General features: G+C 64.4%; 24 protein-coding genes, 1 tRNA gene and 2 pseudogenes. 7 read left to right on the top strand and 20 right to left on the bottom strand.

Going from position 1 to position 23,883, the window contains the following annotated elements:
* Positions 1-64: 64 nt before the first annotated feature.
* The gene (locus tag JOE66_RS17330) at positions 65-2,380 is read right to left on the bottom strand and encodes a DUF262 domain-containing protein (RefSeq protein WP_239518319.1); all 2,316 of its coding nucleotides are present in this window, start codon (positions 2,378-2,380) and stop codon (positions 65-67) included.
* A 226-nt stretch (positions 2,381-2,606) separates the two neighbouring features.
* Between JOE66_RS17330 and JOE66_RS14145 the strand changes: the two genes are divergently transcribed.
* Complete coding sequence (locus JOE66_RS14145) at positions 2,607-3,380, top strand: hypothetical protein (protein WP_205110453.1); 774 nt, start codon at positions 2,607-2,609, stop codon at positions 3,378-3,380.
* 232 nt (positions 3,381-3,612) lie between these two features.
* On the opposite strand, the gene JOE66_RS14140 is transcribed toward JOE66_RS14145, so the two are convergent.
* From JOE66_RS14140 to JOE66_RS14120, 5 genes and pseudogenes are all read right to left on the bottom strand, one after another.
* Entirely contained in the window at positions 3,613-4,548 is a 936-nt protein-coding gene (locus tag JOE66_RS14140; RefSeq protein WP_205110451.1) for an intradiol ring-cleavage dioxygenase, read from the bottom strand.
* Between the two features lie 97 nt (positions 4,549-4,645).
* Positions 4,646-4,948: pseudogene (locus JOE66_RS17910) on the bottom strand (aggregation-promoting factor C-terminal-like domain-containing protein); the annotation flags it as partial.
* 555 nt (positions 4,949-5,503) lie between these two features.
* The gene (locus tag JOE66_RS14130; protein WP_205110449.1) at positions 5,504-6,295 is read right to left on the bottom strand and encodes an META domain-containing protein; all 792 of its coding nucleotides are present in this window, start codon (positions 6,293-6,295) and stop codon (positions 5,504-5,506) included.
* Positions 6,296-6,408: 113 nt separating this feature from the next.
* A complete protein-coding gene (locus JOE66_RS14125) occupies positions 6,409-6,741 on the bottom strand; it encodes a DUF4190 domain-containing protein (protein WP_205110447.1) in 333 nt (110 codons plus the stop codon).
* Positions 6,742-6,813: 72 nt separating this feature from the next.
* Positions 6,814-7,491, bottom strand: coding sequence for an MBL fold metallo-hydrolase (locus JOE66_RS14120; RefSeq protein ID WP_205112020.1), 678 nt, complete (start codon positions 7,489-7,491; stop codon positions 6,814-6,816).
* 152 nt (positions 7,492-7,643) lie between these two features.
* Here JOE66_RS14120 and JOE66_RS14115 point away from each other — a divergent pair, with 152 nt between their 5' ends.
* Complete coding sequence (locus tag JOE66_RS14115) at positions 7,644-8,732, top strand: diacylglycerol/lipid kinase family protein (RefSeq protein ID WP_205110445.1); 1,089 nt, start codon at positions 7,644-7,646, stop codon at positions 8,730-8,732.
* A 241-nt stretch (positions 8,733-8,973) separates the two neighbouring features.
* Here the strand turns inward: JOE66_RS14115 and JOE66_RS14110 are convergent, their stop codons facing one another.
* Positions 8,974-9,399 (bottom strand): hypothetical protein, encoded by a 426-nt coding sequence (locus tag JOE66_RS14110; RefSeq protein WP_205110443.1) that lies wholly within the window; start codon positions 9,397-9,399, stop codon positions 8,974-8,976.
* 205 nt (positions 9,400-9,604) lie between these two features.
* On the opposite strand from JOE66_RS14110, the gene JOE66_RS14105 reads away from it, so the two are divergent.
* A tRNA-Glu gene (locus JOE66_RS14105) sits at positions 9,605-9,677 on the top strand.
* Positions 9,678-9,741: 64 nt separating this feature from the next.
* Here JOE66_RS14105 and JOE66_RS14100 read toward each other — a convergent pair.
* A complete protein-coding gene (locus JOE66_RS14100; protein ID WP_205110441.1) occupies positions 9,742-10,296 on the bottom strand; it encodes a GNAT family N-acetyltransferase in 555 nt (184 codons plus the stop codon).
* 199 nt (positions 10,297-10,495) lie between these two features.
* Here JOE66_RS14100 and JOE66_RS14095 point away from each other — a divergent pair, with 199 nt between their 5' ends.
* Both JOE66_RS14095 and JOE66_RS14090 read left to right on the top strand, forming a co-directional pair.
* A complete protein-coding gene (locus tag JOE66_RS14095; RefSeq protein ID WP_205110439.1) occupies positions 10,496-11,020 on the top strand; it encodes a hypothetical protein in 525 nt (174 codons plus the stop codon).
* Between the two features lie 92 nt (positions 11,021-11,112).
* Complete coding sequence (locus JOE66_RS14090) at positions 11,113-11,808, top strand: HAD family hydrolase (protein ID WP_205110437.1); 696 nt, start codon at positions 11,113-11,115, stop codon at positions 11,806-11,808.
* A 40-nt stretch (positions 11,809-11,848) separates the two neighbouring features.
* Here JOE66_RS14090 and JOE66_RS14085 read toward each other — a convergent pair whose 3' ends face one another.
* The 8 genes and pseudogenes from JOE66_RS14085 to JOE66_RS14050 form a co-directional block, all read right to left on the bottom strand.
* On the bottom strand, positions 11,849-12,076 hold the full coding sequence (locus JOE66_RS14085; protein WP_205110434.1) for a hypothetical protein: 228 nt from the start codon (positions 12,074-12,076) through the stop codon (positions 11,849-11,851).
* A 51-nt stretch (positions 12,077-12,127) separates the two neighbouring features.
* The gene (locus JOE66_RS14080) at positions 12,128-12,613 is read right to left on the bottom strand and encodes a pyridoxamine 5'-phosphate oxidase family protein (RefSeq protein WP_205110432.1); all 486 of its coding nucleotides are present in this window, start codon (positions 12,611-12,613) and stop codon (positions 12,128-12,130) included.
* Between the two features lie 949 nt (positions 12,614-13,562).
* The gene (locus JOE66_RS14075; protein ID WP_205110430.1) at positions 13,563-14,039 is read right to left on the bottom strand and encodes a hypothetical protein; all 477 of its coding nucleotides are present in this window, start codon (positions 14,037-14,039) and stop codon (positions 13,563-13,565) included.
* Positions 14,040-14,047: 8 nt separating this feature from the next.
* Positions 14,048-14,781: pseudogene (locus JOE66_RS14070) on the bottom strand (RtcB family protein).
* A 133-nt stretch (positions 14,782-14,914) separates the two neighbouring features.
* Positions 14,915-15,346, bottom strand: a complete 432-nt coding sequence (locus JOE66_RS14065; RefSeq protein ID WP_205110428.1) for a hypothetical protein — start codon at positions 15,344-15,346, stop codon at positions 14,915-14,917.
* Between the two features lie 110 nt (positions 15,347-15,456).
* Positions 15,457-16,551 (bottom strand): ABC transporter substrate-binding protein, encoded by a 1,095-nt coding sequence (locus JOE66_RS14060; RefSeq protein ID WP_205110426.1) that lies wholly within the window; start codon positions 16,549-16,551, stop codon positions 15,457-15,459.
* A gap of 122 nt (positions 16,552-16,673) precedes the next feature.
* Entirely contained in the window at positions 16,674-17,582 is a 909-nt protein-coding gene (locus tag JOE66_RS14055) for an ABC transporter permease (protein ID WP_205110424.1), read from the bottom strand.
* Entirely contained in the window at positions 17,579-18,442 is an 864-nt protein-coding gene (locus JOE66_RS14050) for an ABC transporter ATP-binding protein (protein WP_205110422.1), read from the bottom strand. Before JOE66_RS14050 ends, JOE66_RS14055 begins: the two co-directional genes overlap by 4 nt.
* 161 nt (positions 18,443-18,603) lie before the next feature.
* On the opposite strand from JOE66_RS14050, the gene JOE66_RS14045 reads away from it, so the two are divergent.
* Positions 18,604-20,214, top strand: coding sequence for a sensor histidine kinase (locus JOE66_RS14045; RefSeq protein ID WP_205110420.1), 1,611 nt, complete (start codon positions 18,604-18,606; stop codon positions 20,212-20,214).
* Complete coding sequence (locus tag JOE66_RS14040) at positions 20,211-20,906, top strand: response regulator (RefSeq protein ID WP_205110418.1); 696 nt, start codon at positions 20,211-20,213, stop codon at positions 20,904-20,906. The genes JOE66_RS14045 and JOE66_RS14040 overlap by 4 nt, the downstream gene beginning before the upstream one ends.
* On the opposite strand, the gene JOE66_RS14035 is transcribed toward JOE66_RS14040, so the two are convergent.
* The 4 genes from JOE66_RS14035 to JOE66_RS14020 all read right to left on the bottom strand — a co-directional run bounded on the left by JOE66_RS14035 (position 20,893) and on the right by JOE66_RS14020 (position 23,882).
* Positions 20,893-21,423 carry a DUF2127 domain-containing protein gene (locus tag JOE66_RS14035; RefSeq protein ID WP_205110416.1) on the bottom strand — a complete coding sequence of 177 codons (531 nt, stop codon included), beginning with the start codon at positions 21,421-21,423 and terminating at the stop codon, positions 20,893-20,895. The two genes, JOE66_RS14040 and JOE66_RS14035, sit on opposite strands and share 14 nt — an antisense overlap.
* Before the next feature lie 49 nt (positions 21,424-21,472).
* A complete protein-coding gene (locus tag JOE66_RS14030; RefSeq protein WP_307827217.1) occupies positions 21,473-22,039 on the bottom strand; it encodes a GrpB family protein in 567 nt (188 codons plus the stop codon).
* A 51-nt stretch (positions 22,040-22,090) separates the two neighbouring features.
* Complete coding sequence (locus JOE66_RS14025; protein WP_205110412.1) at positions 22,091-22,414, bottom strand: winged helix-turn-helix domain-containing protein; 324 nt, start codon at positions 22,412-22,414, stop codon at positions 22,091-22,093.
* Between the two features lie 79 nt (positions 22,415-22,493).
* Positions 22,494-23,882, bottom strand: a complete 1,389-nt coding sequence (locus JOE66_RS14020) for an NtaA/DmoA family FMN-dependent monooxygenase (RefSeq protein ID WP_205110410.1) — start codon at positions 23,880-23,882, stop codon at positions 22,494-22,496.
* Position 23,883: the final 1 nt, after the last annotated feature.

Here is a 23,883-nt window from a genome sequence, read left to right as displayed (position 1 = left end):
CCTCTGCCGGGCTCACTTCGGCGCGCACGCCTCACTTGAGCAGGCAGCGGCGCATCCGGCGCGCCTACGGCATCGCGGCGCCGAGGTACGAGTACTTCACGAAGACCTCCGCGGCGAGGCCCGCCTCCTCGAGAACGCCCTGCACGGCCGTGAGCATGTACCGCGAGTCCCAGCCCATGTAGAGGAAGTTCGACTCGTCGAGCTGGTCCCAGTGACCGTTCCACGCCTGCGCGTCGTAGATCGGGCCGCCGCGCCTGGCGCTGAAGGCGACCACGCTCTCGTGGGAGTCGTTCCAGAGCCGCTTGAAGATTCGGTTGAAGAGGTACTTGACGTCGTAGACCTCCCAGTGTTCGCCGCGGTATTCGACGTACTCGAATTCGCGCTGCCAGCCTCGGGGCCAGCCGCGGCGCCGCTTCGCGTCAAGGATGGGGGTGAGGTCGTCGTCGTCGATTCCGACCGCTGTCGGTCGGCCCCAGACGCGCAGGAAGGCTTCACTCAGCATCGCTGTGCGCGAGGCGATGGCGGCCGTGCCCCACGTTTCGATACCGGCGAGTTCCGTGGTCGTCGCGACTGCGCTCTGTGCGTAGAGGGCGCGCTTCTCGGCGAAGGAGGCGTCTGCGGCGCGCTCGGCAAGCGGCCGCTCGAGCAGGGTGAGGTTGCCGAGAGTGCCCGAGAGGGCCCGGTGGCTGTTCTGTTCGTCGTCACTGTAGTCGGCCCACTCGCGAACGCCGTCGCCGCTCCACGCGTCGGCGGGTGCCATCGGGAAGATGTGTTCGAGGTCGAGCGGGGGAGCATCCGCACCGGCAGCGCCCAAGCCACGACCAGCGCCCGCGCTCGCAGCGCCCAAGCCACGGTCAGCGTCCGTGCCCGCAGCACCCAGCCCCGCAGCGTCAAGCCCCCGAGCGCCAAAATCAGCGGCCGCAGCATCCACACCCACTGCAGCGGCCGCGGCCAGCCGGCCGAGCACATACGCGGCGTGCGGCAGCTCCGAGTACTTCAGCGCCACCCGCACCCGCTCGTTCGACGGCATGATCCGCGCGGCAGCAGCCACCAGCTCGTCGTAACCGAGGGCCCCCGCCCGGCAGAGCCTGGCCACCAGGCGATCGGTGTCGACACCCACGACGGTCCGTCGCAGCACCAGCGACTGCACAAGCTCGAGCGTTTCGATGAGGCGGGACTTCGTCACGACACCACGCTCGTAGTCACGATAGGCCCGCATGACCAGTGGGTACATTCCGCGCCCGAAGGTGTTGACGTACCCGAGCTGCTGCCCGATCTCCGCGTCGGGTGCCGAGGCCGGTTCGAGCAGCACGCGGTACGCAGACGAATACTCTCGCCACTCTGCCGCGTGCACCCGCAGCGCCTCGAGGTCGAGCCGCGGGAACTGCTGCCTGAACTCGTCGTATACGCCGCGCCCGCCCGCGACTGTGACTTCGCGCCCGGTCGTCATGACGAGGTAGTGCCGCCAGAAACCCGCGATCTGCTCCCCGGTGTTCTGTTCGATCGGCAGCCAGAACGAATCCTCGATCTCGTTCTGTTCCGCGTGAGACAGCCCCATCAGCACGTAGTTGTGAATAAGCTCGTGGTCGCGCAGCGGTTCGCCAGTCGAATTCAGGCTCTCGAAGATCTGCTGGGCGTTCGCGTCGGCGCCGAGCGTGATGGCCACGTGCTCCAGCTTCTGCAGCCCCCGCCAGATGCGCGCCACCTCGTCAGGGCGGATCTGGCTGCGAAAGAACGCGTAGTTGTCGTCGAACCGCGAGTCGCGCAGCTCGTCACCAGGCAGGCGGCGCCCCAGCACCACGCTCTCGAACACCTCGGCCCAGGCCTTGTGCGGTCGCAACTTCGTTCGAGACGCTCCGGATGCCCGGCCCCCCTCCCCGCGAACCAACACACTCTCGAGCTGCCCGGCGAGCCCGCCGCCCTCGCCCTCACGCCCGCTGCCGCCTGCCCCCACAGTGATGGCCGCCCCGGCGTCGAGATCCTCGCCCGCACCGGTGCCCGACACTGCCCCGCCACCCTGCAGCACCGTGTGGTGCAGCGCCGCGACGAGCAGCATCAGCGTGGTGATGCGCTGCTGCCCATCGATGAGTACCAGTTCAGCAGAGTCGTCGCCGTCGGCTTCGCCACTGCTGGAGGTGCTGGAGGTGCTGGCGGTGCACAGGATCGACCCGATGAAATGGGTGTGCCGATCATCCGAATCTGACACCGCCCGGATGTCGGCCAGCAGCTTCTCGCAGCCGCCGATGTCCCAGCGGTACTGGCGCTGGTAGACCGGCACGACGATCGTCGTCTGTGGAGACGACAGCCAGCTGATCGTATTGACCGCTGTCGCATCGATGTTCGTGGCCGTGGGAAGTGCGGCGGGCAGTGCAGTGACCATGGGTTTCGCTTCAGCCTCTCAGAACGACTCCGCCCCTCAGAACAAAAGGGTTTCGCAGCCGTCGAGTCTACGCGAGAGTGTTTGCCGGCAGGGTTGTGCGCGCCGATGGTCAGTTCGGCACGCACGCGAGTGACCTAAGTCCCTTCCCAGGAGGCCCAATGTAGGCTTACCTAAGTTGGGCCTGTTAAAACGTGCTGGCCCCCAACGAAAGGGCATGATTCACGTCATGGGATATATCAAGTCTGCCGCTCTCGAAGAGACCGGATACGTGGTCCTCGACCGCTACAACCAGGAGCTCGACCCCAAGGAATGGCTCGACATCGAGTACAACGACTGGAAGTCGTCGGGTGACACCCGTTTCGCTCCCCTCGCCAGCGCCTTCGGCGAGATCGAGTGCAACGGGTTCTGGAATCACACCCCGCCTCGCACCGACAAAGACGGTGTCTGGATCGACTCGCAGACCGCGAAGGCCCCGAACCTCACCCGTCGCGCGCAGGAGCCCGGGGCGAACGTGGGCCGCTGCCGCGTCATCGAGTTGCAGCCGAACACCTACGCCGACTGCCTCTACAACCTCCACCAGGACGACAACAACCGCCTGAACCCCGACGGCACCGGCTGGGTCGTGCGCGGCTTCTTCAACCTCACCGACGACAAAGACAGCTACTTCGTGCTGCGTGAGAACCGCACCGACCCGAGCGTCGAGTACCGCATCGCCCTTCCGGCGGGCGCCCAGCTCATCGTCGACACCCAGCGCCTCTGGCACGCGGCGACCCACCCGGGCCCCGACCCGCGCTACTGCCTCATCACCTCGTGGACCTCGGGCCCCGAGCTCGACGCGTACATCGAGAAGTACAACGGCAAGGCTCACGTGCCGAACGTCGAGGTTCCCCAGGAACTTCTCGACGCGGGCCAGGCCGAGCAGTCTCGCCGTCTCGCCGCCCGCGCCGCTGCGCTCGCCGCGCAGGGCAAGGCCGAGTGGCTCGTCATGAGCGAGGCGTAGCAGCAGTCGTCCCGAAGGGCCCCCAGGTTTCGAGACCCGTGGGCCCTTCGCTGTCTCCACCGATCATCCACTTTCCCGAAATCGTCGGTCGTAGGGCGCACCACCGACGCTTTCGGGCAACTCGATGTCGTCTCTCGCTGCGCGCAACTCGGCAACGGGCATCCACTTGCCCGAAGTTGTCGGTACTCGGGCGCGACACCGACGCTTTCGGGCAACTCGATTTCGCTACCGGCTACACGCCCACAGTGAGCGCCGCCGTGTAGCCCGACGCGACCGAGCCCGACATGCTCGCGATCTGGTAGATGCCGCCGTCGTTGCCGAACACGTTGTCTCGGGCGAGGCTCGTCGACGCGAGGTTGCTCACACTCTTCTCGTACCCCGTGGTCGCGTACACCAGGTCGCACGCCTCCTTCGGCAAAGCGATCTGCGAGGTCTTGACGATCGGCCCCGACGCGACGGCCGTGGCCACATCGCTGTACACCTCGAAGTGGATGTGCGGCCACCGCCCCGAGTAGCATGCCGGGAAGATCGACGTGAAGGTGACGGTGCCCGAGCTGTCGACCTCCTGCACCCCGCGCAGGTAGTTCTCATTCGTCACGCCCTGGCTGTAGAGCGAATAGTTGCCGTCGCGGTTGCAGTGCCAGAGGTACACGGCCGCGCCAGTGAGGGCGTTGCCGGTCGCGGCATCACGCACCGTGAGTTGGATGCTCAGCGGCACCCCGGCGGCGGTCGTCGTCGACGACCCGAAACTCGACCTGATGTCGCTGCGCACCACGCCGGAGTCGTCGAGCACGTTGGCCCCATTCGACCCGTCGCCGGGGTACGGGCCGGCGGTCTCGTCGGGCACCTCAGTGAGCGGCCCACTCGCCTCGGCCGTAGCGCTCGCTGATGCGGAGGGCGTGCTCGTTGCAGTCGCCGAAGCCGTGCCGGCGGCAGAACTCGCAACCGATGCGCTCGACGGCGTGCTCGAGCACGCCGCGAGAAGCGTTGTCGCCGCGATGCCCCCGAACAGCCCCAGCGCACGCCGGCGGTTGACGAGCGTGCGGATGTCGTAGACGAGTCCGCGGTCTTCTTCGTCGATCTCGGTACCGTCGGCTTCACGCCACTCGCCGACGGGTACAGTCGGTTCGACCTCGGGGGTCTCGCGGGGTTCGCGGGGCTCACGCATGATGTGGATCCTCTCAGAATGAATGTCTGAGTACACTCAACCCGATAGGCATCGCGGGAAGCTCTGAGCCCGCTATGCGAACCCTATGAGCCTTGTCTTAGTACCAGCCGCTGCTCTGGCTGTGCGCCCACGCTCCGCACGGCGTGCCGTAGCGGCCCGTGATGTAGCTGAGCCCCCACGCGATCTGGGTGGCGGGGTTCGTCTCCCAGTCGGAGCCGAACGAAGCCATCTTGTTGCCGGGGAGCGCCTGCGGAATACCCTGCGCACCAGAAGAGGCGTTGTACGCGTTGACACGCCAGCCCGACTCGCGGGCCCAGAGCGAGACCAGGCACGAGAACTGGTCGCTGCCCATTCCGCGGTCAGTGAGCATCTGTTGCGCGATGGCCTGGGCCGAACCGGGGTTCGGAGTTGCAGCAGCGGGAACGCTGTAGCCTGTCGAAGACGACGCTACCTGGGCCGTGGTCTTCGCGGCGGCAGCGGCTGCGGCGGCTGCCGCGGCCGCAGCTTCGGCAGCCTTCTTGGCTTTGAGAACGGCCGGGTCGGTGGCCTGGTAGTCGTCGCGCTCGGCGAGCATGACGCCCGTTCCCTGCACGACGAGGGTCTGGCCCGACGACATTGCGTGCTGAACCGGTGCGGCCTGCCCGAGCGTCGTCGCGTTCGCCAGGGGCAGCGCCACGGTACCGGCGAGGCCGATCGCGGCGGTCACTGCGAACGCCTGTGCCAGGCGTCGACGTACCGTGGTGTTCAGCACTGCCATACGGGATTCCGTTTCTCTCTGCCGGTTCGACTGGTCTTCAGGCTCTTCTTCTGCTGCCTGAGCCCGATTCGTTAGAGCCTGATACGGCCCTCATAGTCGACTCTCTGCGTTACACAAACGTGATCTTCTATTATGCACGACTCCCTGTGTGGAAGTACAGGCAAGCAGTCCCAGCCCACCACACCGCAGCAGCGTGCACTACGCCGCTCCATGGTAGGTCAGCGTGCCCAGCTGCCCGCCATAGGTCGAGCGGATCACCATGGTGGTTCCGTCGAGCACGGCGGATGCTGCACCGCTCAACCACGTCACAACACCTTCACACGTGCGGCCCGTGATGGCAAGTCTGCCGAACGACACCGTGCCGTCTTCGGCGAACCGCCAGGTACTGGTGAAGTCGTTGCATCCGTCGTTGCCGGCCACCGTGCCATCTTCGTCCATGCTGAGCTTCACCAGCCGGGATCGACCGTTCTCCACGCTCGTCCAGAGCCCCACCACGACCTGCGTACCGCCGGGTGCCGGGCTCTCGGTACTGCTCGGGCGCTTCAGCTTCACAAGTTCGTCGGTCTTGTGGCCCACCAGGGTGAGCGTCGTTCCGTCGAACTTCGCCGAGGTGGCGTCGATCAGGTAGAGAGGCAGCGGAGCGCCGTCGCAATAGATGCGGGTCACGGGCCCAGACGTCGTCGTCAGCGCTCCACTCGAGTCCATCGACCAGGTGCCCTTGGCGTTGTTGCAGCCGTCGGAGCCCTTCCAGGTTCCATCGTGCTCGAACGCCAGGTAGGGCTGGTCGGGTGAGCTGTAGGTGTCGGCCACGACCCATCGGCCGGGCAGAGTGCTGCTCGATGCGGGAGTGAACTGCGGGGCATCCGGAATCGGTACCACGACCGGGGAGGAGCAGGCCGCCAGCGCCAGAACCATCACGACGGTCACTCCGAGCGTCAGCCCGGCCGTGACCGCGCGGGTGGCGGCTGCGAGAGGCTTCAACGCTGACAAGGGGCTCCGAAGGAAGGGTTACGAGACGGTCGCGCGCCCAGGGCGCGGGGACACTGCTTACCCGAGCGTACTCACTACGGCTGCGAACGCGCTTGTGGTTGACAGGCTCGACCTCAGCGGAAGTACCCCGTCAGCGAACCCCACAGCAGGGCGACGAGCTGCAGCAGCGTCAGGGCGTAGGCCACCCAGAGTGCGGCGGTCGCCAGTCTTGCGCCTGCGACGCCGGTGCGGATGATCTGCCGCAGTGCCAGGTGCGCGAAGAGAATGCCGAGCGGCGAGGCCAGGAACGCGAAGAGAAAGGCCACTCCTGCCAGAAAGCTCGAGCCGATCTCGTCGTCACTGACGGCTCGCGCCCGCTTTGATTGGTGGTATCCCAGAATGGCCAGCGGGATGAGAATGGCGATGCACAGCACAAAGACCCCGAGCGCCGCGATCTCTGAGTTCACTGTGCCCGCGCTATTCACAGGCGAAGCCTAGCGGGGCCCTGTGAACAGTTCCCCGCCAGGAGTCCGCAGCTCTTACAGCTCGACCGAATCGCCCGGGGTCAGCGTGATGAACGAGCCGCCGTTCTGCTCGGTGGCCCAGGCGATGCGCTCGCCGCCCATGCCCTTGCCGGCGTCAGAGAGCACCATCTCGTGTGTAGCGAAGCTGCGACGCGGCTTCACCTCGAGCACGAAGTCGATCACCTCGGCGATCTTCAGCCAGGGCGCGCCGACCGGCACGGCGAGAACATCGACGTCGACACCCGTGGGAACGGTGAACGAGTCGCCCGGATAGTAGAGGGTACTTGCCGTCATCGGGCTGCTGACGAGCACACCGACGTTGTCGATCACCGGAATGCTCGAGTGGATGACTGCATGCTTCTCCCCGAAGAACGTCAGGGTGAACGGGCCGGCCGTGACCTCGTCGCCACCGTTCACGATGGTGACGTCGAAGTCGGGCCCAACGGCCTGTGCGACGCCGGAGGGGGCGAAGATCGGGATGCCCGGGGCCTTCGCGAGAATGCCGCTGAGTTGTTCCGGCGTCCAGTGGTCACCGTGCTCGTGCGTGAGTACGATCGCGACGGTCTTCTCGACCCCGGCGACCCCGTCGACCGAGTCGGCGAGCGGCCGGGTGAAGACCCCGGGGTCGACGATGAGCTTCGAGCCGTCGAGCTCGAGCACCAGCGCGGCGTGCTCGAGTTTCGTGAGCTGCAGGGGCGCGAGGCCGTCGGGGGAGGAAGAGGAGTCGGGCGCGGTCGTGGATTGTGTGTTGTCGCTCATACCTTCAGCTAATACCCGGCGATGCCGCTCTGCAAGTCGGCGGCGGCGGGGAGGGCGACGCGTGCCAGATGCGAGATAATCAGGGCATGACCGACTCCGGGGCACCGCGGCCCCAGCAGCCCCACCCCGGTGCTTCCCGGCAGCCTGAGCCCGACACACCGTTGCCGGGAGCAGCGCACCCCGACTCGCCCCGCATTGACGCGCCGCGTTCGGCCACGCCGGCCGCCGATGAATCCGCCACCGACGTGCAGCGCCGGGCCGATTCGCATCCCGCGGCGCTCAAGCTTGTCGTCGCGATCAACCCCTCGGCGTCCTTCGGGCGCACGGCCGGTGTCGGCGCGAAGGTGGTGGCCGCCCTGCGCGCAGACGGCCACACGGTCGAAGAACTCATTGCGACCGACTTCGAGACGCTGAAGATGGCGGCGCGCGCGGCTGTGGCCGAGCATCCGGATGCCCTGGTCGTCGTCGGCGGCGACGGAATGGTGAGCCTCGGCGTCAACCTCGTGGCCGAAACCCCGACCCCGCTCGGAATCATTCCCTCGGGCACCGGCAACGACGCCGCTCTCGGGCTCGGCATTCCCTTCGACCTCGACAAAGCAGTCGATGCATTGCGGGCTGCGCTCCGACGCCCCGCCCGAGTGATCGACCTCGGCAGGGTGACGCGCCTGGCTGGGGGCGCCACAGACTCCCTCTACTTCGCGTCGGCCCTCTCGGCCGGTTTCGACGCCCTGGTCAACGAGCGGGCAAACGCGATGCGGAGGCCGCGCGGGGCCTCCCGGTACACGATCGCGCTCTTGCTCGAGCTGCTCCGCCTGCGCGCCCGCAGCTACGAGCTCGTTGTCGACGGCACCCCACGCACGGTGAAGTCGGTGCTGCTGGCGGTGTCGAACAACCGCTCGATCGGCGGCGGCATGCTGATCACTCCGGATGCCCGGCTCGACGACGGCGCCCTCGACCTGCTGATCGTGGCGCCCGTGTCGCGGCTGAAGTTTCTGCGCCTCTTTCCGCGCGTGTTCAAGGGCACGCACGCCGGCCTGCCCATCGTGGAGCTGAGCCGGGTGAGGTCAGTGCGACTGGATGCGCCCGACATCGTCGCCTACGCCGACGGCGAGCGGGTCGGGCCCCTGCCCGTCGAGGTCACGATCGTGCCGGGCGCGCTGAGAGTGCTCGCGTAAAAACCTGCTTGAGCGTGATGGCTCGCGTAGAACCCTTCCCCCGTGCGGGGACTGTGTCGACTTGTTCGCATGTGCGTAAATCGATGGAACACGGGCGAGGGAGCGGGCGGCCGACCCAACCCGAAAGAGCAGGCCGCCCAGCGAAGCTGTGGGTCAATCAAGACCCAGACCGCGCAGAAGAGACAATACCAGTGAAGTGATGATTACTCAAAATCACGACTATTGCGTGAGTCATGCGTGCCTACTGCGTGACCACCAGGTCGAACGTCGTGCGAAAGCCGGTGATCCGGTTCGTTACCGTGACCGTCGAAGCGCCGACCGCGAGCGGCGTGATCCCCGGGTTGAAGGTCGCGCCGCCCTCGATGTGCCCCTCGACGAACTTCGCGATGGTCGGGTCGGCGACCTCGCCTCTCCAGTTCGTCACGATGGTGGCGCCGGTGTTCAGATCGACCACGTTGTTCAGGCCGACCGTGACGACCTGTCCGTTGACCGACGACAGGTTCACGATGATCGGCGCGATGAGGGTCGAGCCACTCGAGCTGGCCGACGGCGTGACCACGGGCGTGGCGGCCGTGCCGGCAGAATTGCCCGAGCATCCGGCGAGCCCGAGGCCCGCGATGCTGGCCAGAATGAGTGCAACGGCGGTGCGGGCAAGTCGGGTGTTCATCAATGCCTCTCAACGGTGAATGAGCCAATGTTGCCCCGGCCGCGGGGGCAACTTCGCTCACGATGAGGTATTCGTGTGGCGGTCTGCCCCGGGGCCCGGCGGCTTCAGCGTAGCGGAACGGCAATCGCCTCTGCGGACAAAGTCCCCCCGGCCTCGAATTGGCGTGCCCTCCACTCGTGTGGCATACTCGTTAAGTTGTCTAATCGGCCCCATCGTTTAGCGGCCTAGGACATCGCCCTCTCACGGCGGTAACACCGGTTCGAATCCGGTTGGGGTCACACTGTATTAGCTGAAGAGGCCCGGTTCCCTTACAAACAAAGGGAACCGGGCATTTTCTTTCCTTCATAACCGGGCCGTGCTCAGCGATTCGTTGCGCAGGATCGAGAAGACCTCCGTGTCGTATCGGTTGCCGTCGTAGACCCAGCTGCTGCGGAGAATGCCTTCGGATCTCATGCCCAGGCGGCGCGCGACAGCGACGCTGCGGTCGTTGTCGGTACGGCAACGCCATTCGATCCGCGACATTCCGCGCTCAAGGAAGGCCCAGTCCATCAACATCTGAACAGACCGGGTGATGAGACCCTTTCCGACAGCATCGGGTTCAAGCCAGCAGCCGATCTCGCAGATACCCCAGGCGGGGTCGAAGGCGACGAACATCACGCCGCCGACGATCTGGCCGTCATCCCAGAGGCCGTAGAGACGAGCCCCGTCAGTGGCGGCAGCGGTGGCGTAGCGCTGAAGGGTTGCCCGGGCATCCTCTACCGTGTCGGTCACGAACGCCGGGCCAACCCAGGGCCGGATGTGGTCTCGCGCGCGGTTCATGTGCTCGGCGAACACGTCTGCGTGCCAGGTTTCGAGGGGCTTCAGCACGATTCCGTCTCGAACAACCGCTTCAAACATGTCTCTCCAGAGGGCCAACGCATACGTTTTGAGCTCAACGTACAGGATGCGCGAAGAGGCCCCCGGGCATCCATCATTCGCGATCTATCGAACGCAGAACTCTCTCGCGCCTGCGCAGGCGGGACGTTCGACTCTGTCGCGGGTGATGCGAGAGATATTGACTCTTCACAAGGCAATCGACAAGGGTGGAAGGTGAGTGATGAGTCAATCAGTTGGTCGATCAGTGGGCCTGCACGCTGATTCAGGTGCGGATGCCCGTGGTGGCGCGCTGCGGCAATTCTCGTTCTGGGCGGTGGTCTCGATCAGTATGTTCAACGCCCTGTCGGCGATCGGCGGGGGCGTCGCGCTGCTGGCGACGAACGGTCTCGGGATGCCGCTCTCCATGCTCTCGGCGGGGCCATTCAGCTCTTTCGTGGGCCCTGCACTGATTCTGTTGTTTGTCGTCGGTGGCACCCAGACAATCGCGGCCGTGCTTCTGGTCAGGCGCCGTGAAACAGGACTCCTGTGGAGCGCAGTCGCCGGCCTCGGAATGATCATCTGGATCTTCACCGAAGTCGGCATCATCGCCGGGATGTCGTGGCTGCATATTCTGTATTTCGCAAGTGGCGCCGCACAGCTCGTGCTCGTCTGTGCGCTGCTCGGCATCGTCGGCTGGCTGCCGCGGAGGGCCCTGCGGAAGACGATTGACAACGCGCCTGTGGATGCCCGGGACGGTGCAAGATGATGCCTTCATTGGCCTGAATCACGATCCCTGCACAATCACGTGTGTCTGGCCATCCCTGACGGTGGAGGGCGCCGATCTGCTTGGCTTGAAGCATGGATGACAGTCGCAATTCTGAAGTGAAGGCCGTGCTCTTCGACATCGATGGAACCCTGGTCGACTCGAACTATCTGCATATCGACGCGTGGGATCGCGCATTCGCAGCGGTGGGGCACCCGGTTGACCTGTGGCGCATCCACCGAGCGATCGGCATGGACTCTGGCATGCTGCTCGACCGTCTTCTCGGCGACGATGCAGAAGCCCTGGGTGAAGACGCGAAGGCGGGGCACAGCACGTTCTACAGCGGTTCGACGGATCGGCTGCGGGCCATCGGCGGTAGCAGGGAACTGTTGGCGGAGCTCAATCGGCGTGGTCTGCGGGTAGTTCTTGCGACATCCGCACCGGAGGATGAATTAAGGATCCTGCTCGAGGTGCTTGGCGCCGACGACTCAGTGCAGGCCGTGACGTCGGCGGGCGACGTTGGCACGGCGAAACCCGATCCTGACATCATCCAGACGGCGCTCGACAGGGCGGGTGTCGCGCCCGACGAGGCCGTGATGGTGGGCGATTCTGTGTGGGACGTCGAAGCTGCCAACCGCGCTGGCGTGAGGAGCATCGGGGTGTTGAGCGGAGGCTTCGGGCGGGAGGAGCTGCTCTCAACCGGGGCCTCCGCTGTCTATGACGACGTCGCTGCGTTGCTCCGCGGCATCGACAAGAGCCTGCTCGGTCGACCGACGACCGACGACGCCTGACGCCAGTCGGGTGGCGAACCCGACTGGCCGGGCGGCCGCGTCAGGCTTCCGTCACGCCGCCTTCTCCGTAGCCGTCGCCTGACAACCTGCGGTACGTGTTGTCGTCGCTGGTTGGATCGAGTTCCCAGACGACATCGATGACGGTGCCATCGATTTCAGTGGGAAGCACGAAGGATTTCTGGGGGAGCCCGTCGATCGCCTCGATCTCCCGCGTCTGCGTGCCGGCGTCGTCGACAAGGTGTGCGGTGTACGTTTCTGCTTCAGTCATGCGGCAGTTGTCCTTTCTGCTGGGGGACGTGTCGACGGGTCGGGGATCCCCCTAGAGCTCGACCTTCTCGTTCTCTCCGCCGTCGTAGCTCGACCCGGTGAGCTTCGACTTGACCAGGCTGACGACGGTGGCGATGCGGCCGCCAGGGGTATCCCAATACTCAGCCGAGTCGCCGGTGACTTTGATAAGGGTGACATTGGGGTCGTCTGGCCCGGCCGGGAACCATGCCTCAACGAAGGAGTTCCAATACTCCTTCACGCGTGCCTTGTCGTCGACAGTCTCGGCACGCCCAGAAACCGAGACCCAGGTGTCGTTCGAGGAGAACGAGACGTTCACCCCGGGGTTCGCGACGATCTCACTGATCTCGTTGCCGTCTTTGGCGGCGATGAACCACAGGTCACCGTCGAACTCGACCTCCTGCACGGTCATCGGCCGCGACACGAGCTTGCCGCCCGCGTCGGTTGTGGTCATCATCGCGAACCGGAAACCCTTCACCAGTTCGGCGACCTTCGAAATCTCTGGGTTTGTCTCAGCCATGAGCCACTCCTTTGTTAGTCCGTCCCTCCACATTGCGCCTGGAAAGCGGAGGCACCAAACATCGGCGGGTGGATTGCGAACTCCCGCCCAGTCCGCTAGGGCAGCCGATCTGCCTCGACCTCACTGCCAGCGGCAAAGGCAGTACCGGCGACTAACCTGGAAAATGTCGCACGGATCGGCGTCTGAGATCTGACAACGCGTCGGCAATTTTGAGCGCCTCAAGTGGGCGCGCCCTCAGAAAGCCGCCGTACTTGCTCCCGATGGGGCCTACGGCAATGGATGCTTGCCCGAACTCCGACCGCACGACGAAGATCACCAGCGAGACATTGATTCGTCCTCGCCCGCTGCCAAAACGTTCGCTTCCAGGGTCGATAGACAGAACGTCTTCCCATCGGCTTGACCACAGCATTTCGGGCCGAGCTATCCCTCCCCATAGCTCGACGCCAATCGAGTCGGCAACCAGGGCCATCGACGCGGGAAGTCTGAGCTGGTTCACGTCGCCTCGCGACATCGCCATCCCTGTTGAGGTGGTGCGGGCTCGGATGACCGTGCTGACAATCGCCCCGGGCCGCCGACGAGCGAGCAGACCCAATCGCCAGTCCCACATGCCTTTCATTGTGCCGAAAGTGATCAATCCGAGTGGCAACACCGTCAGAGTCGCAAGGAAAAATCCCTTGGAGCGACCGGGGTGCGCCGTATCGTTCCACACTTCGACGACGTGGGGCGCCCCGAGAACTGCCGCGGCAAGCCCGAGAAGTATCACCAGTGCCGTCAGCCATGGCCTGATGACGGTCGATCCCGGCTTCCACATGACGGCCCTAGTATGACTCATTTCAGACTGCGAAATGCTCGCGGCGTTCCTGGAACGATCGTCGCGCCCAGCCGAGTATTCCCGGGGAGAATTTCGAATGGAGTGAGATCAAGAAGAAGCCGCCCAGAGTTCGTTTTCTCAGCGGCCGAGGATGGAGTCGACCAGAGTTTGGGCGTTGTCTTCCCGCGCGACGATGATCGAAACCTCACGGTCTTCGATGGGCTCCATCACGGCAGGGGTGCCGACGATCTTGCCGCCGACTTCCAGAATCAGACGCGCCCCGCTCCCGGCTTGCACTGCCTGCTTTGTGAGAGTGTTCAGCACGGTGGCGCCGTCGTCTGTGAAGGTGACGTGCACCGTGCTTTGCCCGCCGTCTTCGATGACAGTTGCGTCTTGAACGCCCGCATTTTCGTAGTTCGAGGGCGTCAGCACACCCTCGCCGCGCACCGAGACGCACTCTGTGCTCGAACCAGCTACGCATTCCTTTGAGACAGCCAAGCCGATTCTCGCGTGCCCAACCGATGAGGATGCCCGTGGTGAGGTGCCGCCAGCGCAGGCAGTCAGCAGCACTACGGCAAAGACGACGACGGAAAGTCGGCCGGTTCGAAAAGTCATGATTCCCCTCAATCGCCCTTCACATTGATGATCTGGCGGAGTGTGTGGCGTATCTCCACGAGGCTGCTGGCATCATCCATCACCACATCGATGTCTTTGTATGCAGCAGGAATCTCGTCGAGAAACGCGTCCGTCGGCCGCCATTCAATGCCCTCCATTGCGATGTCGAGTTCGGCGCGGGTGAACGTTCGACGCGCAGCCGAACGTGAGTATTCGCGCCCGGCACCGTGCGGCGACGAGTTGAGGGCGAGCGTATCACCTTTGCCCGCAACGACATATGACCTCGTTCCCATCGACCCGGGCACCAGACCCAGGGTGCCCGGGGTCGCATCGATGGCACCCTTTCGAGAGAGCCACACGTCGCGACCGAAGTGGCGTTCGGGCTCGGTGTAGTTGTGGTGACAGTTCACCCGCTCAGATTCGACAATCGGCTTGCCGACCCAGTCTTCGAACTGTCGGATGATCCGCTCCAGCATTTCTTCCCGGTTCAGTAGGGCGAACATCTGTGCCCACCGCAACTCGGCAACGTAGTGATCGAATTCGGCCGTGCCTTCCACCAGGTAGGCGAGATCCTGATCGGAATGACCGAACCAACGGTTGCGCCTTTGCCGAGGTGCGCGTCGGGCATCAATGCGATGTGCGGGAAGATGAACGGCATTGTTGACGCCAGGGTCGCCTGGGCGCGTGTCTGGTCATCGAGAATCGAAGCCCAGCTGATGAGTCGTTTGGAAATGTGTTCCACAGGGTGTCCCTCCGTCGCCGTGGCGGCTGGACTGGAGCCCAACCTTGCAGCATAGCCGATGGGACGAGCAACTGACCGGCGAATTCGAGGTGACGGCTGCCACCCCGAAGTGGGGGTAGACCCTCGTGACTGTCTACCCGGTGGCGAGTGCCGTCACCACTGTCTGGGCACTGGACCAGTAGCTCGTGTAGTAATTCGGGTCTGCATTCGCCTGCACGGCGTGCGCAGCCTGGGTCGGGGTGAGACTCGTCCACTCCGGGACTCTCATCCGGGCGTCGAAGAAGTTGGTGGCGGCTGTGTAGGGGTCCATTCGATCGGCCAGTGACCCCCACGCGCCGTTGTCTCGTTGTTGGAACAATCCGCGACTGTCGGCGCCCGCGGCGTCGCCGTAGTCGAGGTTGACAAGACCGGATTCGCCCATGGCCGTCATGACTCCGATGGTCTGCGTGTGCACGCCGACTCCGGCATCACAGCCGGCATTGATGATGTGGGCCGCGTTGACGAGCTCCGGCTGGCAGTACCCTCCGATCGAGCCTGCGGGAACCGCGATCGTGCCGAAACCCACCGGTAACGCTGTGAATCACGTGACCGATGGCCCAGTACTGACGCAGAAAACAAGGCGAGTGGCCCACACGCATGCGTGCAGGCCACTCGCCTTGTAGGTGGGTGTCAGACTCAGCCGGCTGTGGTGTCGGCCGCTGTGGTTGTCGGCGTGATGCCGAGCTGCTTGAGAGCGGCCTGCACATACTCCTGGGTGAAGGTCGATCCGAAGCTGACGTTGCTGACGTCGGTGCCGATGGCGTTCTCCATCTGGAAGATCGTCTTCGGGCCGCCGGCGGGCATCAGGCCGTCGGGCAGGAATTGCCCGTAGTCAGCCTTCAGGGCCGCGACGTACTGATCCTTGGAGACCGTGCTGTTCTGCACGAAGTCCTGCGGGAGTGCGTCGGCGACGTCCTGTGCGGTGTGGGTGTGCATCCAGTCCATCGTTGCGACGAGTGCCGTCACGACTTTCTGAGTCACATCCTTGTTCTTGTCGACCCAGTCGGCCTGGGCGAGCAGACCCGCAGCCGGCCACGCGCCGCCGAGGTTCTGTTGGGCACCCGCGGTGGTCGCGAGGTCGAGTGCCGACACCGCCAGGCCCTGCGATTCGAGTGCGGCCACGGTGGGCTGGGTCGTCATGACGCAGTCGGCCTCACCGCGCTGGATGGCGGCGATCGCGGTCGCGCCAGCGTGTACTGCGACGGTCGTGTAGTCGGTCTTCGCCACGCCACCCTTCGACGCGACGAACTGGGTGAGCTGGTCAGTGCCCGAGCCGAGGTCTGTCACGCCCATCTTCTTGCCTCGGATGTCGGCGGGCGTCTTGACGTTGGCCGCGGGGCTGCACATGAGCCGCTCGCCCGGTGCGCCTGAGAGCTGCACCAGGTTGATGACGTTCTTGCCCTTGGTCTGAAAATCGGGGGCGTGGATGTACCAGGCGCCGGAGAAGTTGACCTGGCCGGAGATCATGGCCTCTTCAGCGCCGACTCCGCCGTTCTGTTCGGTCGACAGCTGCATGTTGACGCCGTACTTCTTGTAGAACCCGAGGCTCTCGGCGAGTTGGTACGGCAGGTAGATCTGCTTGTCGATGCCGCCGACCATCATGGTGGCGGTCGGGAGGGCTGCTCCATCCGTCCCCGTTGCGCTCGGGCTTCCTGTGCCACTGCAACCCGCGAGTACCAGCGACAATGCTGCTACGGCGGAGGCGACAGCGACGATGCTGTGCTTTTTCATCGTGTGTGACTTTCCTTTCGGTGACGTCGCTCGCGGGCGCGCGCGACGGGTCTGGGTTGGCGCGCTGCAGAGTTGCTGTGACAGGCTCCGCCGTGGCCGGTATGGATGCTCGGACTGGCGCGTCAGATCGACTGGGACTCAGAGCGCACGGGTGGCCGCCACTTCAGAACGGATCGCTCGAGCAGGGTGATGAGGTACTCAGCGCCGAGCGTGATGATGGCCATGATCACCATGCAGGCGAACACGGTGTTCGGGTCGAAGCGGCCCTGGGATTGACTGATGATCAACCCGATGCCCTTCTGCGCCCCGAGAACCTCCGCTACGAGCGCGCCGATGATCGCGAATCCGAACGCCGTGTGCAGGCTGGCGATGATCCACGTCATGGCAGAAGGAATGGTCACGTGCCGGGCGATCTGCAGCGGCGAGGCGCCGAGTACGCGCACGTTCGCGATCAGGTTCTGGTCGACTTCCCTGACGCCCTGGTAGGCGTTGAAGAAGACGGCGAAGAACACCAGCACCGCGGCGAGAAGGATCTTCGGAAAGATGCCGAGGCCGAAAGCGACGATGAAGATCGATCCGAGCACGATGCGGGGGATCGAGTTGAGCACCTTGATATAGGGGCTGAACACGTTGGACAGGTACCTGTTCGAACCGAGCAGAATTCCGATGATGATTCCCGCGATCGTGCCGAACAGGAACCCGAAAAGCGCCTCCTGTACCGTCACCCAGAGTTGGTCCCAGATCGATCCAAATGCTGTGCCCTTGGTGAACAGGGTAACGAGCGCGTCCCAGATCTGGGTGGGCTGCCCGTAGAAGAACGGATCGACCCATTTGAGTTGCGTGAAGAGCTGCCAGCCGCCGATCACGAAGACTGCGACGGCAATTCGGCCCACCCAGACCCAGATCATGTTGCGAGTTCGGGCCCGACGGGCGGAGGCCTGTAGCTCCGATTCCGACTGAGGGGCAGCAGGGCCGCGGCGCCTCGGAGTGACCGAGGTGATTCCGGTTGTCGGCTGAACGATCGTGCTCATGCTGCAACTCCTGCCGAGAGCTCGTAGGCGCGGGTGACTTCGTCCCGCAGGGATTCCCAGATCTGGGTCTGGAGCTCGATGAATCGCCTCTCGTGCCTGAGCGTCTGCACGTCGCCGCGCGGTCGCGGCAGGTCGATGTCGAAGATGTCTTTGACCGTTCCTGGGCTGGAGGTCATGATCACGACTCGGTCTGACAACGCCACAGCCTCGTCGAGGTCGTGGGTGATGAACAGGACTGACGGGCGAAGCTCCTCCCACAGGCCGAGGAGTTCGGTCTGCATGATCGCCTTGGTCTGCACGTCCAGCGCGCCGAACGGCTCGTCCATGAGCAGGATGCGCGGATTGTTGATCAGGGCCGCGGCCATCGCGACCCGCTTTCGCATGCCACCGGAGAGTTGATGAGGGTATCGATCCTCGAAGCCTGCGAGACCGACTCGACGCAACCAGTCGATGGCGAGCACTGTCGCGTTCTTCTTCGATGTGCCGAGAAGAATCGGCCCGACCATCACGTTCTGGAGCACCGTCTTCCAGGGGAAGAGTGAATCCGCCTGGAACATGTAACTGACGCCTTCGGTAATGCCATCGACGAGGTGGCCGCCGACCTGCACCGAGCCGCCGCTGGGTCGTTCGAGGCCGGAGACCTGCGCGAGCGTTGTCGACTTGCCGCATCCGGTCGGCCCGACGATGGCGCAGAACTGGCCGGCCTCGACCGTGAGGGAGACATCCTTGATTGCGGTGAAGGGCGCCCCTTTCGGCGTGAGGAACCTCTTGGTCAGGTTGACGATGTCGATTCGTGCCGCGTCATCGGCTACCCCGGGGGCCACGGGTGTGCGCTTGGGGGTGCTGTTTGTGGTGCCCATGCGTTTGACCTCTCTGTCTGTGCACTGCCTCGTTGCGTGTGCATACCGAGGTTGCCAGCGAGCCGCATGCCCTGTCGCGCTTCTGCGCCATGCGCCGGTTGTGCTCATAAGAGGTGACTTCTGCGCATTACGCTCACGCGTTCGAGTGCAACAATCAAGTGATGCAATGGCGGATCAGAAAGCTCTCGACCCAGATGTTCCTGGCACATCTGGTGATTCTGACCGCCTCCACGGCGATCGGGTTCCTTCTTTTCGCCACCACCGCACGAAGTAACCTCGACGACGAATACCAGGCTCGCGCTGCTGTGATCGCCCAGACGTTCGCACAAAACGCGTCGGTGCAGTCGTGCCTGGCTTCACGGAACGCCTCCTGTGATGCAGAAGTGCAACAACTGGCGCTGGCAACTGCAGGCGCAACCGGTGCTGCCTATGTCGTCGTGATCGACGAGAACTCCATCCGGGTCTCCCACCCCAACAGGGCACTGATCGGCAAACCCGTCTCCGAGCCCCTGGTCGCGACCGACGGGCAGGTGCATCTGAGGGTAAACAACGGCTCGACGGGAACAACAGCCAACGCGATCGCCCCGCTGTACTCGTCAGATCACTCCTTCATCGGTGAGGTCTCCGTGGGCATAGAAGAAGACTCTGTCTCGAGCGCGTTGCTGACGCAGTTGCCCTCGTACGGAGTCTGGTTCGTCGTGATGCTGCTGCTGGGCGGCCTGGCTTCCTTCGGCCTGTCGAGGCTGCTGAAGAAGCGAACCTTCGGTCTCGAGCTCGATGAGATCGCGCGCCTGCTGCAGGAGAGGGAGGCCACCCTCCACGGCATCCGCGAGGGCGTCATCGCCATCGACCCTGCCGGGCGCATCAGCGTCAACAACGACGAAGCGCAGCGTCTGTTGAACCTTGCAGGCAACGTCGTCGGGCACCGCGTGGAAGACGTGCTTCCGCCCGGCCCGGTGCGAGACGCCCTCACGGGCACGAGTGTCGTGACCGACCAGATCATGTTGACTGACGACTTGTGGATTGTGCTGAACCGGATGCCGGTCACCCTTTCAGGGCAACCGCACGGTGTGGTCGTGACCCTTCAGGATCGAACCGTGGTGGAGGCCCTGAGCCGGGAACTCGACGGCGAGCGGAGCCTGACCGAGTCGATGCGGGCGCAACAGCACGAATTCAGCAACCGCATGCACGGCATCGCTGGGCTACTCGAGCTCGGGCGACCCGAGGAGGCCCTCGAATACGTCAACGAGATCCGCGGAACAGCAGCCGACCTCGACCAGAACCTTCGAAGCCGCATCGCAGCGCCGCAGATCATCGGCCTGATGCTCGGCAAAGCCGCAGAGGCGAACGAGCGGGGAATACAACTCACCCTCGATCCCGAGACCTTCGTCGGCGCTTCGCCCGACAGAGTGCAGGCGCTCACGACGATTCTCGGCAACCTGATCGACAACGCCTTCGACGCGGTGGCTGGAATTCCGGCGCCTCGGCGGGTTCAGGTCGGCATCGTGGAATCCGAAAACGAGGTCAGGGTGAGCGTCGGCGACAACGGGCCAGGCATTCCTACGAGTGTGATTCCGCAGATGTTCAGAAACGGCTACTCGACGAAACGCGGCCTGGCCATGCGCCACAGCGGCCTCGGCCTGTCTCTCGTTCAGCGCGCCGTAGCCGACCTCGGCGGAACCATCAGTGTCGCCGGCGACCCGGGCGCGAGCTTTCTGATCGTTCTTCCGCGTTCACCTGCACTCGCAGAATCAGCGGCGGTAACGTCATGACGGAAGCATCGATCGCAACCCTGATCGTCGACGACGACTTCCGGGTCGCCTCCGTGCACGAGGGATTCGTCGAAAAGCTGCCGGGCTTCCATGTCGTGGGAAAAGCACACACGGCCGCTGACGCGCTGGAGATGGCACAGCGACTCCGCCCCGACCTTGTTCTCATGGACATCTACCTGCCCGACGGTGACGGCCTCGATGTCGCCCGGGTCATCCTCGACAGCCCCGCACCGCCCGTCGTCCTGGTCATTTCAGCGGCCACCGATATCGATGCAGTGCGCACCGCAATTCAGCTGGGGGTCGTTCACTACCTCGTAAAGCCGTTCGGCTTCAGAGCCCTGGCCGAGCGACTCACTGCCGTGCGGTCGGCTCGTGCTGCTATTGCCGACTGGCCAGAAGACGCTGGTCAGTCAGACGTCGACCAGCTCTTCGAGATGCTGCGACTGCCACCTGCGGAAACTCCCGCGTCTGACATCGAACACCTCGCCCCGACGCTGCAGCTCGTCTACAAATCGATGAGTGCGAGGGGCTCCGGCCTCTCCGCCTCAGAAATCGCAGGCCAGGTCGGCATCAGCCGAGCCACAGCCCAGCGCTACCTGGCCCAGCTCGAGCAGATCGGCGCCGTCAAACTCGAACTCCGCTATGGCCAGACCGGGCGCCCCGAGCACCGGTATTCGATCACGCGGCACTGAGGCGTGCGGCCCGTGTAAGGGTTCGCCATTCTCGCCAGACGAGCCAGATGATGACGATGTCGAGTAGGGCGAGAACGATCAGGCCCAGGCTTGGCTTCTGGATGACCGTATAGATCTGGTAAGCGGCGAAAAGCCCGAGCACGGCCAGCGCATACGGGTAGACCCACCGGTATTCCTTGAGCAGGCAGTAGACGAGCACGAGTTTGACGACCCCATGGGTGAGCAGGAACACGATCACGAACGCGCTCGCGCCAGCGGCAAGCGTTGCGTCGAGGCGGCCGGCGTACTGGGCAATGAACAGCCGAAGGGTCTCGTCGTCGGAGTCGGTGCGTACCAGTGGTGCAAGCGCGGCGCGGAGAAGACCGGGCGCCACCCAGAGAAGGAGCCCGGCCACGAGCTCGATGAGCCCGTCGATGCCTTTGATGATGATGCCGACGCGGTAGACCAGCTCGAGGAGTCGCGCTCGCCGGCCCGCCACAGCAACCTCACCCGTGGGAGTGCTCGTTTCTTCGGTCATCCTGCAACGTTATGCGGTGGAACCAGGTGTGAACACGGGCTTGCGGTTGTCACGCATCGTGCGCGGCCCGTGCCCGCGCCTTGATGGCGAGGATGACCGTGGTCTTCGCGTCGGCGTAGTCGTTCATGTCTGCCCACCGCTTGGTGAGCAGGCTCCGCTTGGTGCTCTCGTAGAGCGCGCGGTCGTCGGCGTTGGAACGCAGATGATCGCGCAGCAGAAGGTACTCGTCGACGGCAGGATCACCGTGTTCGAGCAGGTGAACATGAACGTCGCGCGCGGGCGTGCGAACGAGGCGGTGCGCCGGCTCGCGAACGCGCAACACGTAGCCGGCCGCAAGGAGCGGGTCGAGGTAGTCCTCTTCGGCCGTGATATCTGGCACCATCACGACAATGTCGATGATCGGCTTCGCTGCGAGGCCGTCGACCGAGGTGGAGCCGATGTGCTCGATGGTGACGGCAACGTCTGTGAGGGCATCCACTATTCGTTGCCGGTGTTCGGCGTAAATGACGGGCCACTGTGGGTCGTAGCTCTGCAGTTCAACGTCGATCGCCTCGGGGCCGCCCACCAGTTCGACTGTCTGTGTATCTGGCGGGCGCGGTTTGTTGCTGTCACTCACTCCACGATCATCGCACTGCGGCCCAGACGGCAGCATGCAGCGGAGTCGTTTTCACCCCGACGTGGTGACGCGAACCTGGGCCCTTCGGTCGAAACGGTAGCCGAAGCCGCGCTGGGTGCGGATGACGTCGCCATACGGCTCCAGTTTTCTGCGCAGCCGCTTGATGTGCACGTCGATTGTTCGCGTTTTGACGCTACCGATGAACGCGTTGTCTGCGGACGCGATTTCGCTCCGGTGCAGGGTCACTCCTTCACGCTCGACCAGGAAGCAGAGCAGAGCGAACTCTCGAAACGTCAGGTGCACGGCCGAACCGTCGATGACGACACGCTGTCGCGAGACATCGATGAGCAGCCCTGTTTCTGACTCGCCATCCACGGTTAGCACACCCTCGAGTTCGCGTGCGGCGGGCCCTGGCGTTTCAGAGCTCCCGGGCAGAGGGCGGCTCATGTCCTTCTCACACCCCTGCACGCGATTCGGCGAACGCGCCCCGGTACTTCGCTGCGGGGTGTCGGTCGTTGAGTCGCGGTTGCCCGAAGAGTTTCTGGCGCAGGGGGCCTTCTGCGTAGTCGCTCTGGGCCAGGCCGCGCTCGCGAAGTACGGGAAGAACGCGTTCGGCGAACTCGGCGAATGACCCGGGAATCACCCAGTTGATCACGTTGATGCCGTCGACACCGGCTGCCTGCCAGAGTTCGAGCTGGTCGGCAATCTGCTCGGCCGTGCCGACCACGCGCGTGTTGCGGGCCTGGAGGTGGGCAAGATCGGCGACGACCGGTTCACGGTCGGTGATGTAGCGGGAGATCCATTCGAGGAACCCCTTTGCCGTATTCGTGTCGACGTCTTTCAAGGGCGTCTGCGGGTCATAGACGCGCCCGCTCTTGTCGACGATCGCCGCGTGGGCGGCGTAGCCGTCGACGCTGACGTACGTGTCGTATTCGGCCGCGAGGGCTTGGGCCTCTTCCGCGGTGTCACCGACGATGAAGCTGAGTCCCTGGAAGAATTTGATGTCGTCTGCCTGCCTTCCGAGAGCTACTGCCTGCGCACGCGTCTCGTCGATCTGCTGCTTGGCCACAGCTGGGCTCGGCGAGATGATGAAGACGGCCTCGGCGTTCTGTGCGGCGAAGGCTCGACCAGAAGCTGACGACCCTGCCTGGTACAGCACGGGGGTGCGTTGCAGTGACGGCGACGGCAGGTGGGGGCCTTCGACTTTGTACCGTTTGCCTTCGTGGTGGATCTTGTGGATCTTCGAGGGGTCGGCGTGCGTGCTGTTCTCGCGGTCCTGGATGAGCGCACCCTCGTCCCACGAGCCTTCCCACAGCTTGTAGGTCACGTCGACGTATTCAGCTGCCCATTCGTACCGTTCGGCGTGGTCCGTGAGCTGAGAGAGACCGAAGTTTCGGGCACCGTTGTCTTGAACGCCGGTGACGATGTTCCAGGCGATCCGCCCATTCGAGATGTGGTCGAGGGTGGAGATCTGCCGGGCGAAATGGAACGGGTGGCTCTGCACCACGTTCGACGTCAACGCGAGCCCGAGGTTGGTCGTATTGACAGCAAGCGCGCTCAGCAGAACGGTCGGGTCGTTGCTCGGGATCTGCAGACCCTCTGTGACGTAGACATCGAAGTCTGCGTCGGAGTCGCCGTAGAGCCCGCTGACGTCGGCGAAGAAGATGGCATCGAACTTGGCGTCTTCGAGGAGCTTGGCGAGATCGATCCAGGTCTGCACATCGTTGAACTGCGTCTGCCCGGCGTCCGGCCTGCGCCATTGCCCGTGATGGATGTGCGAGGTGGTGTTCATGACGAAGGCATTGAAGTGAAGCGGTTTGGGGGTTTCGAGCGAGTGGCTCATG

Origin of the sequence: Subtercola frigoramans (assembly GCF_016907385.1) — a bacterium.
GTDB classification, from domain to species: domain Bacteria; phylum Actinomycetota; class Actinomycetes; order Actinomycetales; family Microbacteriaceae; genus Subtercola; species Subtercola frigoramans.
The sequence above is the reverse complement of the archived record's forward strand: the minus strand, read 5'-3'. Positions and strand labels throughout refer to the sequence as shown.

Coding starts and splice junctions, on each gene's coding strand:
- JOE66_RS17330 (WP_239518319.1), bottom strand. CDS start 2,380: ATGGTCACTGCACTGCCCGCCGCACTTCCCACGGCCACGAACATCGAT.
- JOE66_RS14145 (WP_205110453.1), top strand. CDS start 2,607: ATGGGATATATCAAGTCTGCCGCTCTCGAAGAGACCGGATACGTGGTC.
- JOE66_RS14140 (WP_205110451.1), bottom strand. CDS start 4,548: ATGCGTGAGCCCCGCGAACCCCGCGAGACCCCCGAGGTCGAACCGACT.
- JOE66_RS14115 (WP_205110445.1), top strand. CDS start 7,644: ATGACCGACTCCGGGGCACCGCGGCCCCAGCAGCCCCACCCCGGTGCT.
- JOE66_RS14110 (WP_205110443.1), bottom strand. CDS start 9,399: ATGAACACCCGACTTGCCCGCACCGCCGTTGCACTCATTCTGGCCAGC.
- JOE66_RS14100 (WP_205110441.1), bottom strand. CDS start 10,296: ATGTTTGAAGCGGTTGTTCGAGACGGAATCGTGCTGAAGCCCCTCGAA.
- JOE66_RS14095 (WP_205110439.1), top strand. CDS start 10,496: ATGAGTCAATCAGTTGGTCGATCAGTGGGCCTGCACGCTGATTCAGGT.
- JOE66_RS14090 (WP_205110437.1), top strand. CDS start 11,113: ATGGATGACAGTCGCAATTCTGAAGTGAAGGCCGTGCTCTTCGACATC.
- JOE66_RS14085 (WP_205110434.1), bottom strand. CDS start 12,076: ATGACTGAAGCAGAAACGTACACCGCACACCTTGTCGACGACGCCGGC.
- JOE66_RS14080 (WP_205110432.1), bottom strand. CDS start 12,613: ATGGCTGAGACAAACCCAGAGATTTCGAAGGTCGCCGAACTGGTGAAG.
- JOE66_RS14075 (WP_205110430.1), bottom strand. CDS start 14,039: ATGACTTTTCGAACCGGCCGACTTTCCGTCGTCGTCTTTGCCGTAGTG.
- JOE66_RS14060 (WP_205110426.1), bottom strand. CDS start 16,551: ATGAAAAAGCACAGCATCGTCGCTGTCGCCTCCGCCGTAGCAGCATTG.
- JOE66_RS14055 (WP_205110424.1), bottom strand. CDS start 17,582: ATGAGCACGATCGTTCAGCCGACAACCGGAATCACCTCGGTCACTCCG.
- JOE66_RS14050 (WP_205110422.1), bottom strand. CDS start 18,442: ATGGGCACCACAAACAGCACCCCCAAGCGCACACCCGTGGCCCCCGGG.
- JOE66_RS14045 (WP_205110420.1), top strand. CDS start 18,604: ATGCAATGGCGGATCAGAAAGCTCTCGACCCAGATGTTCCTGGCACAT.
- JOE66_RS14040 (WP_205110418.1), top strand. CDS start 20,211: ATGACGGAAGCATCGATCGCAACCCTGATCGTCGACGACGACTTCCGG.
- JOE66_RS14035 (WP_205110416.1), bottom strand. CDS start 21,423: ATGACCGAAGAAACGAGCACTCCCACGGGTGAGGTTGCTGTGGCGGGC.
- JOE66_RS14020 (WP_205110410.1), bottom strand. CDS start 23,882: ATGAGCCACTCGCTCGAAACCCCCAAACCGCTTCACTTCAATGCCTTC.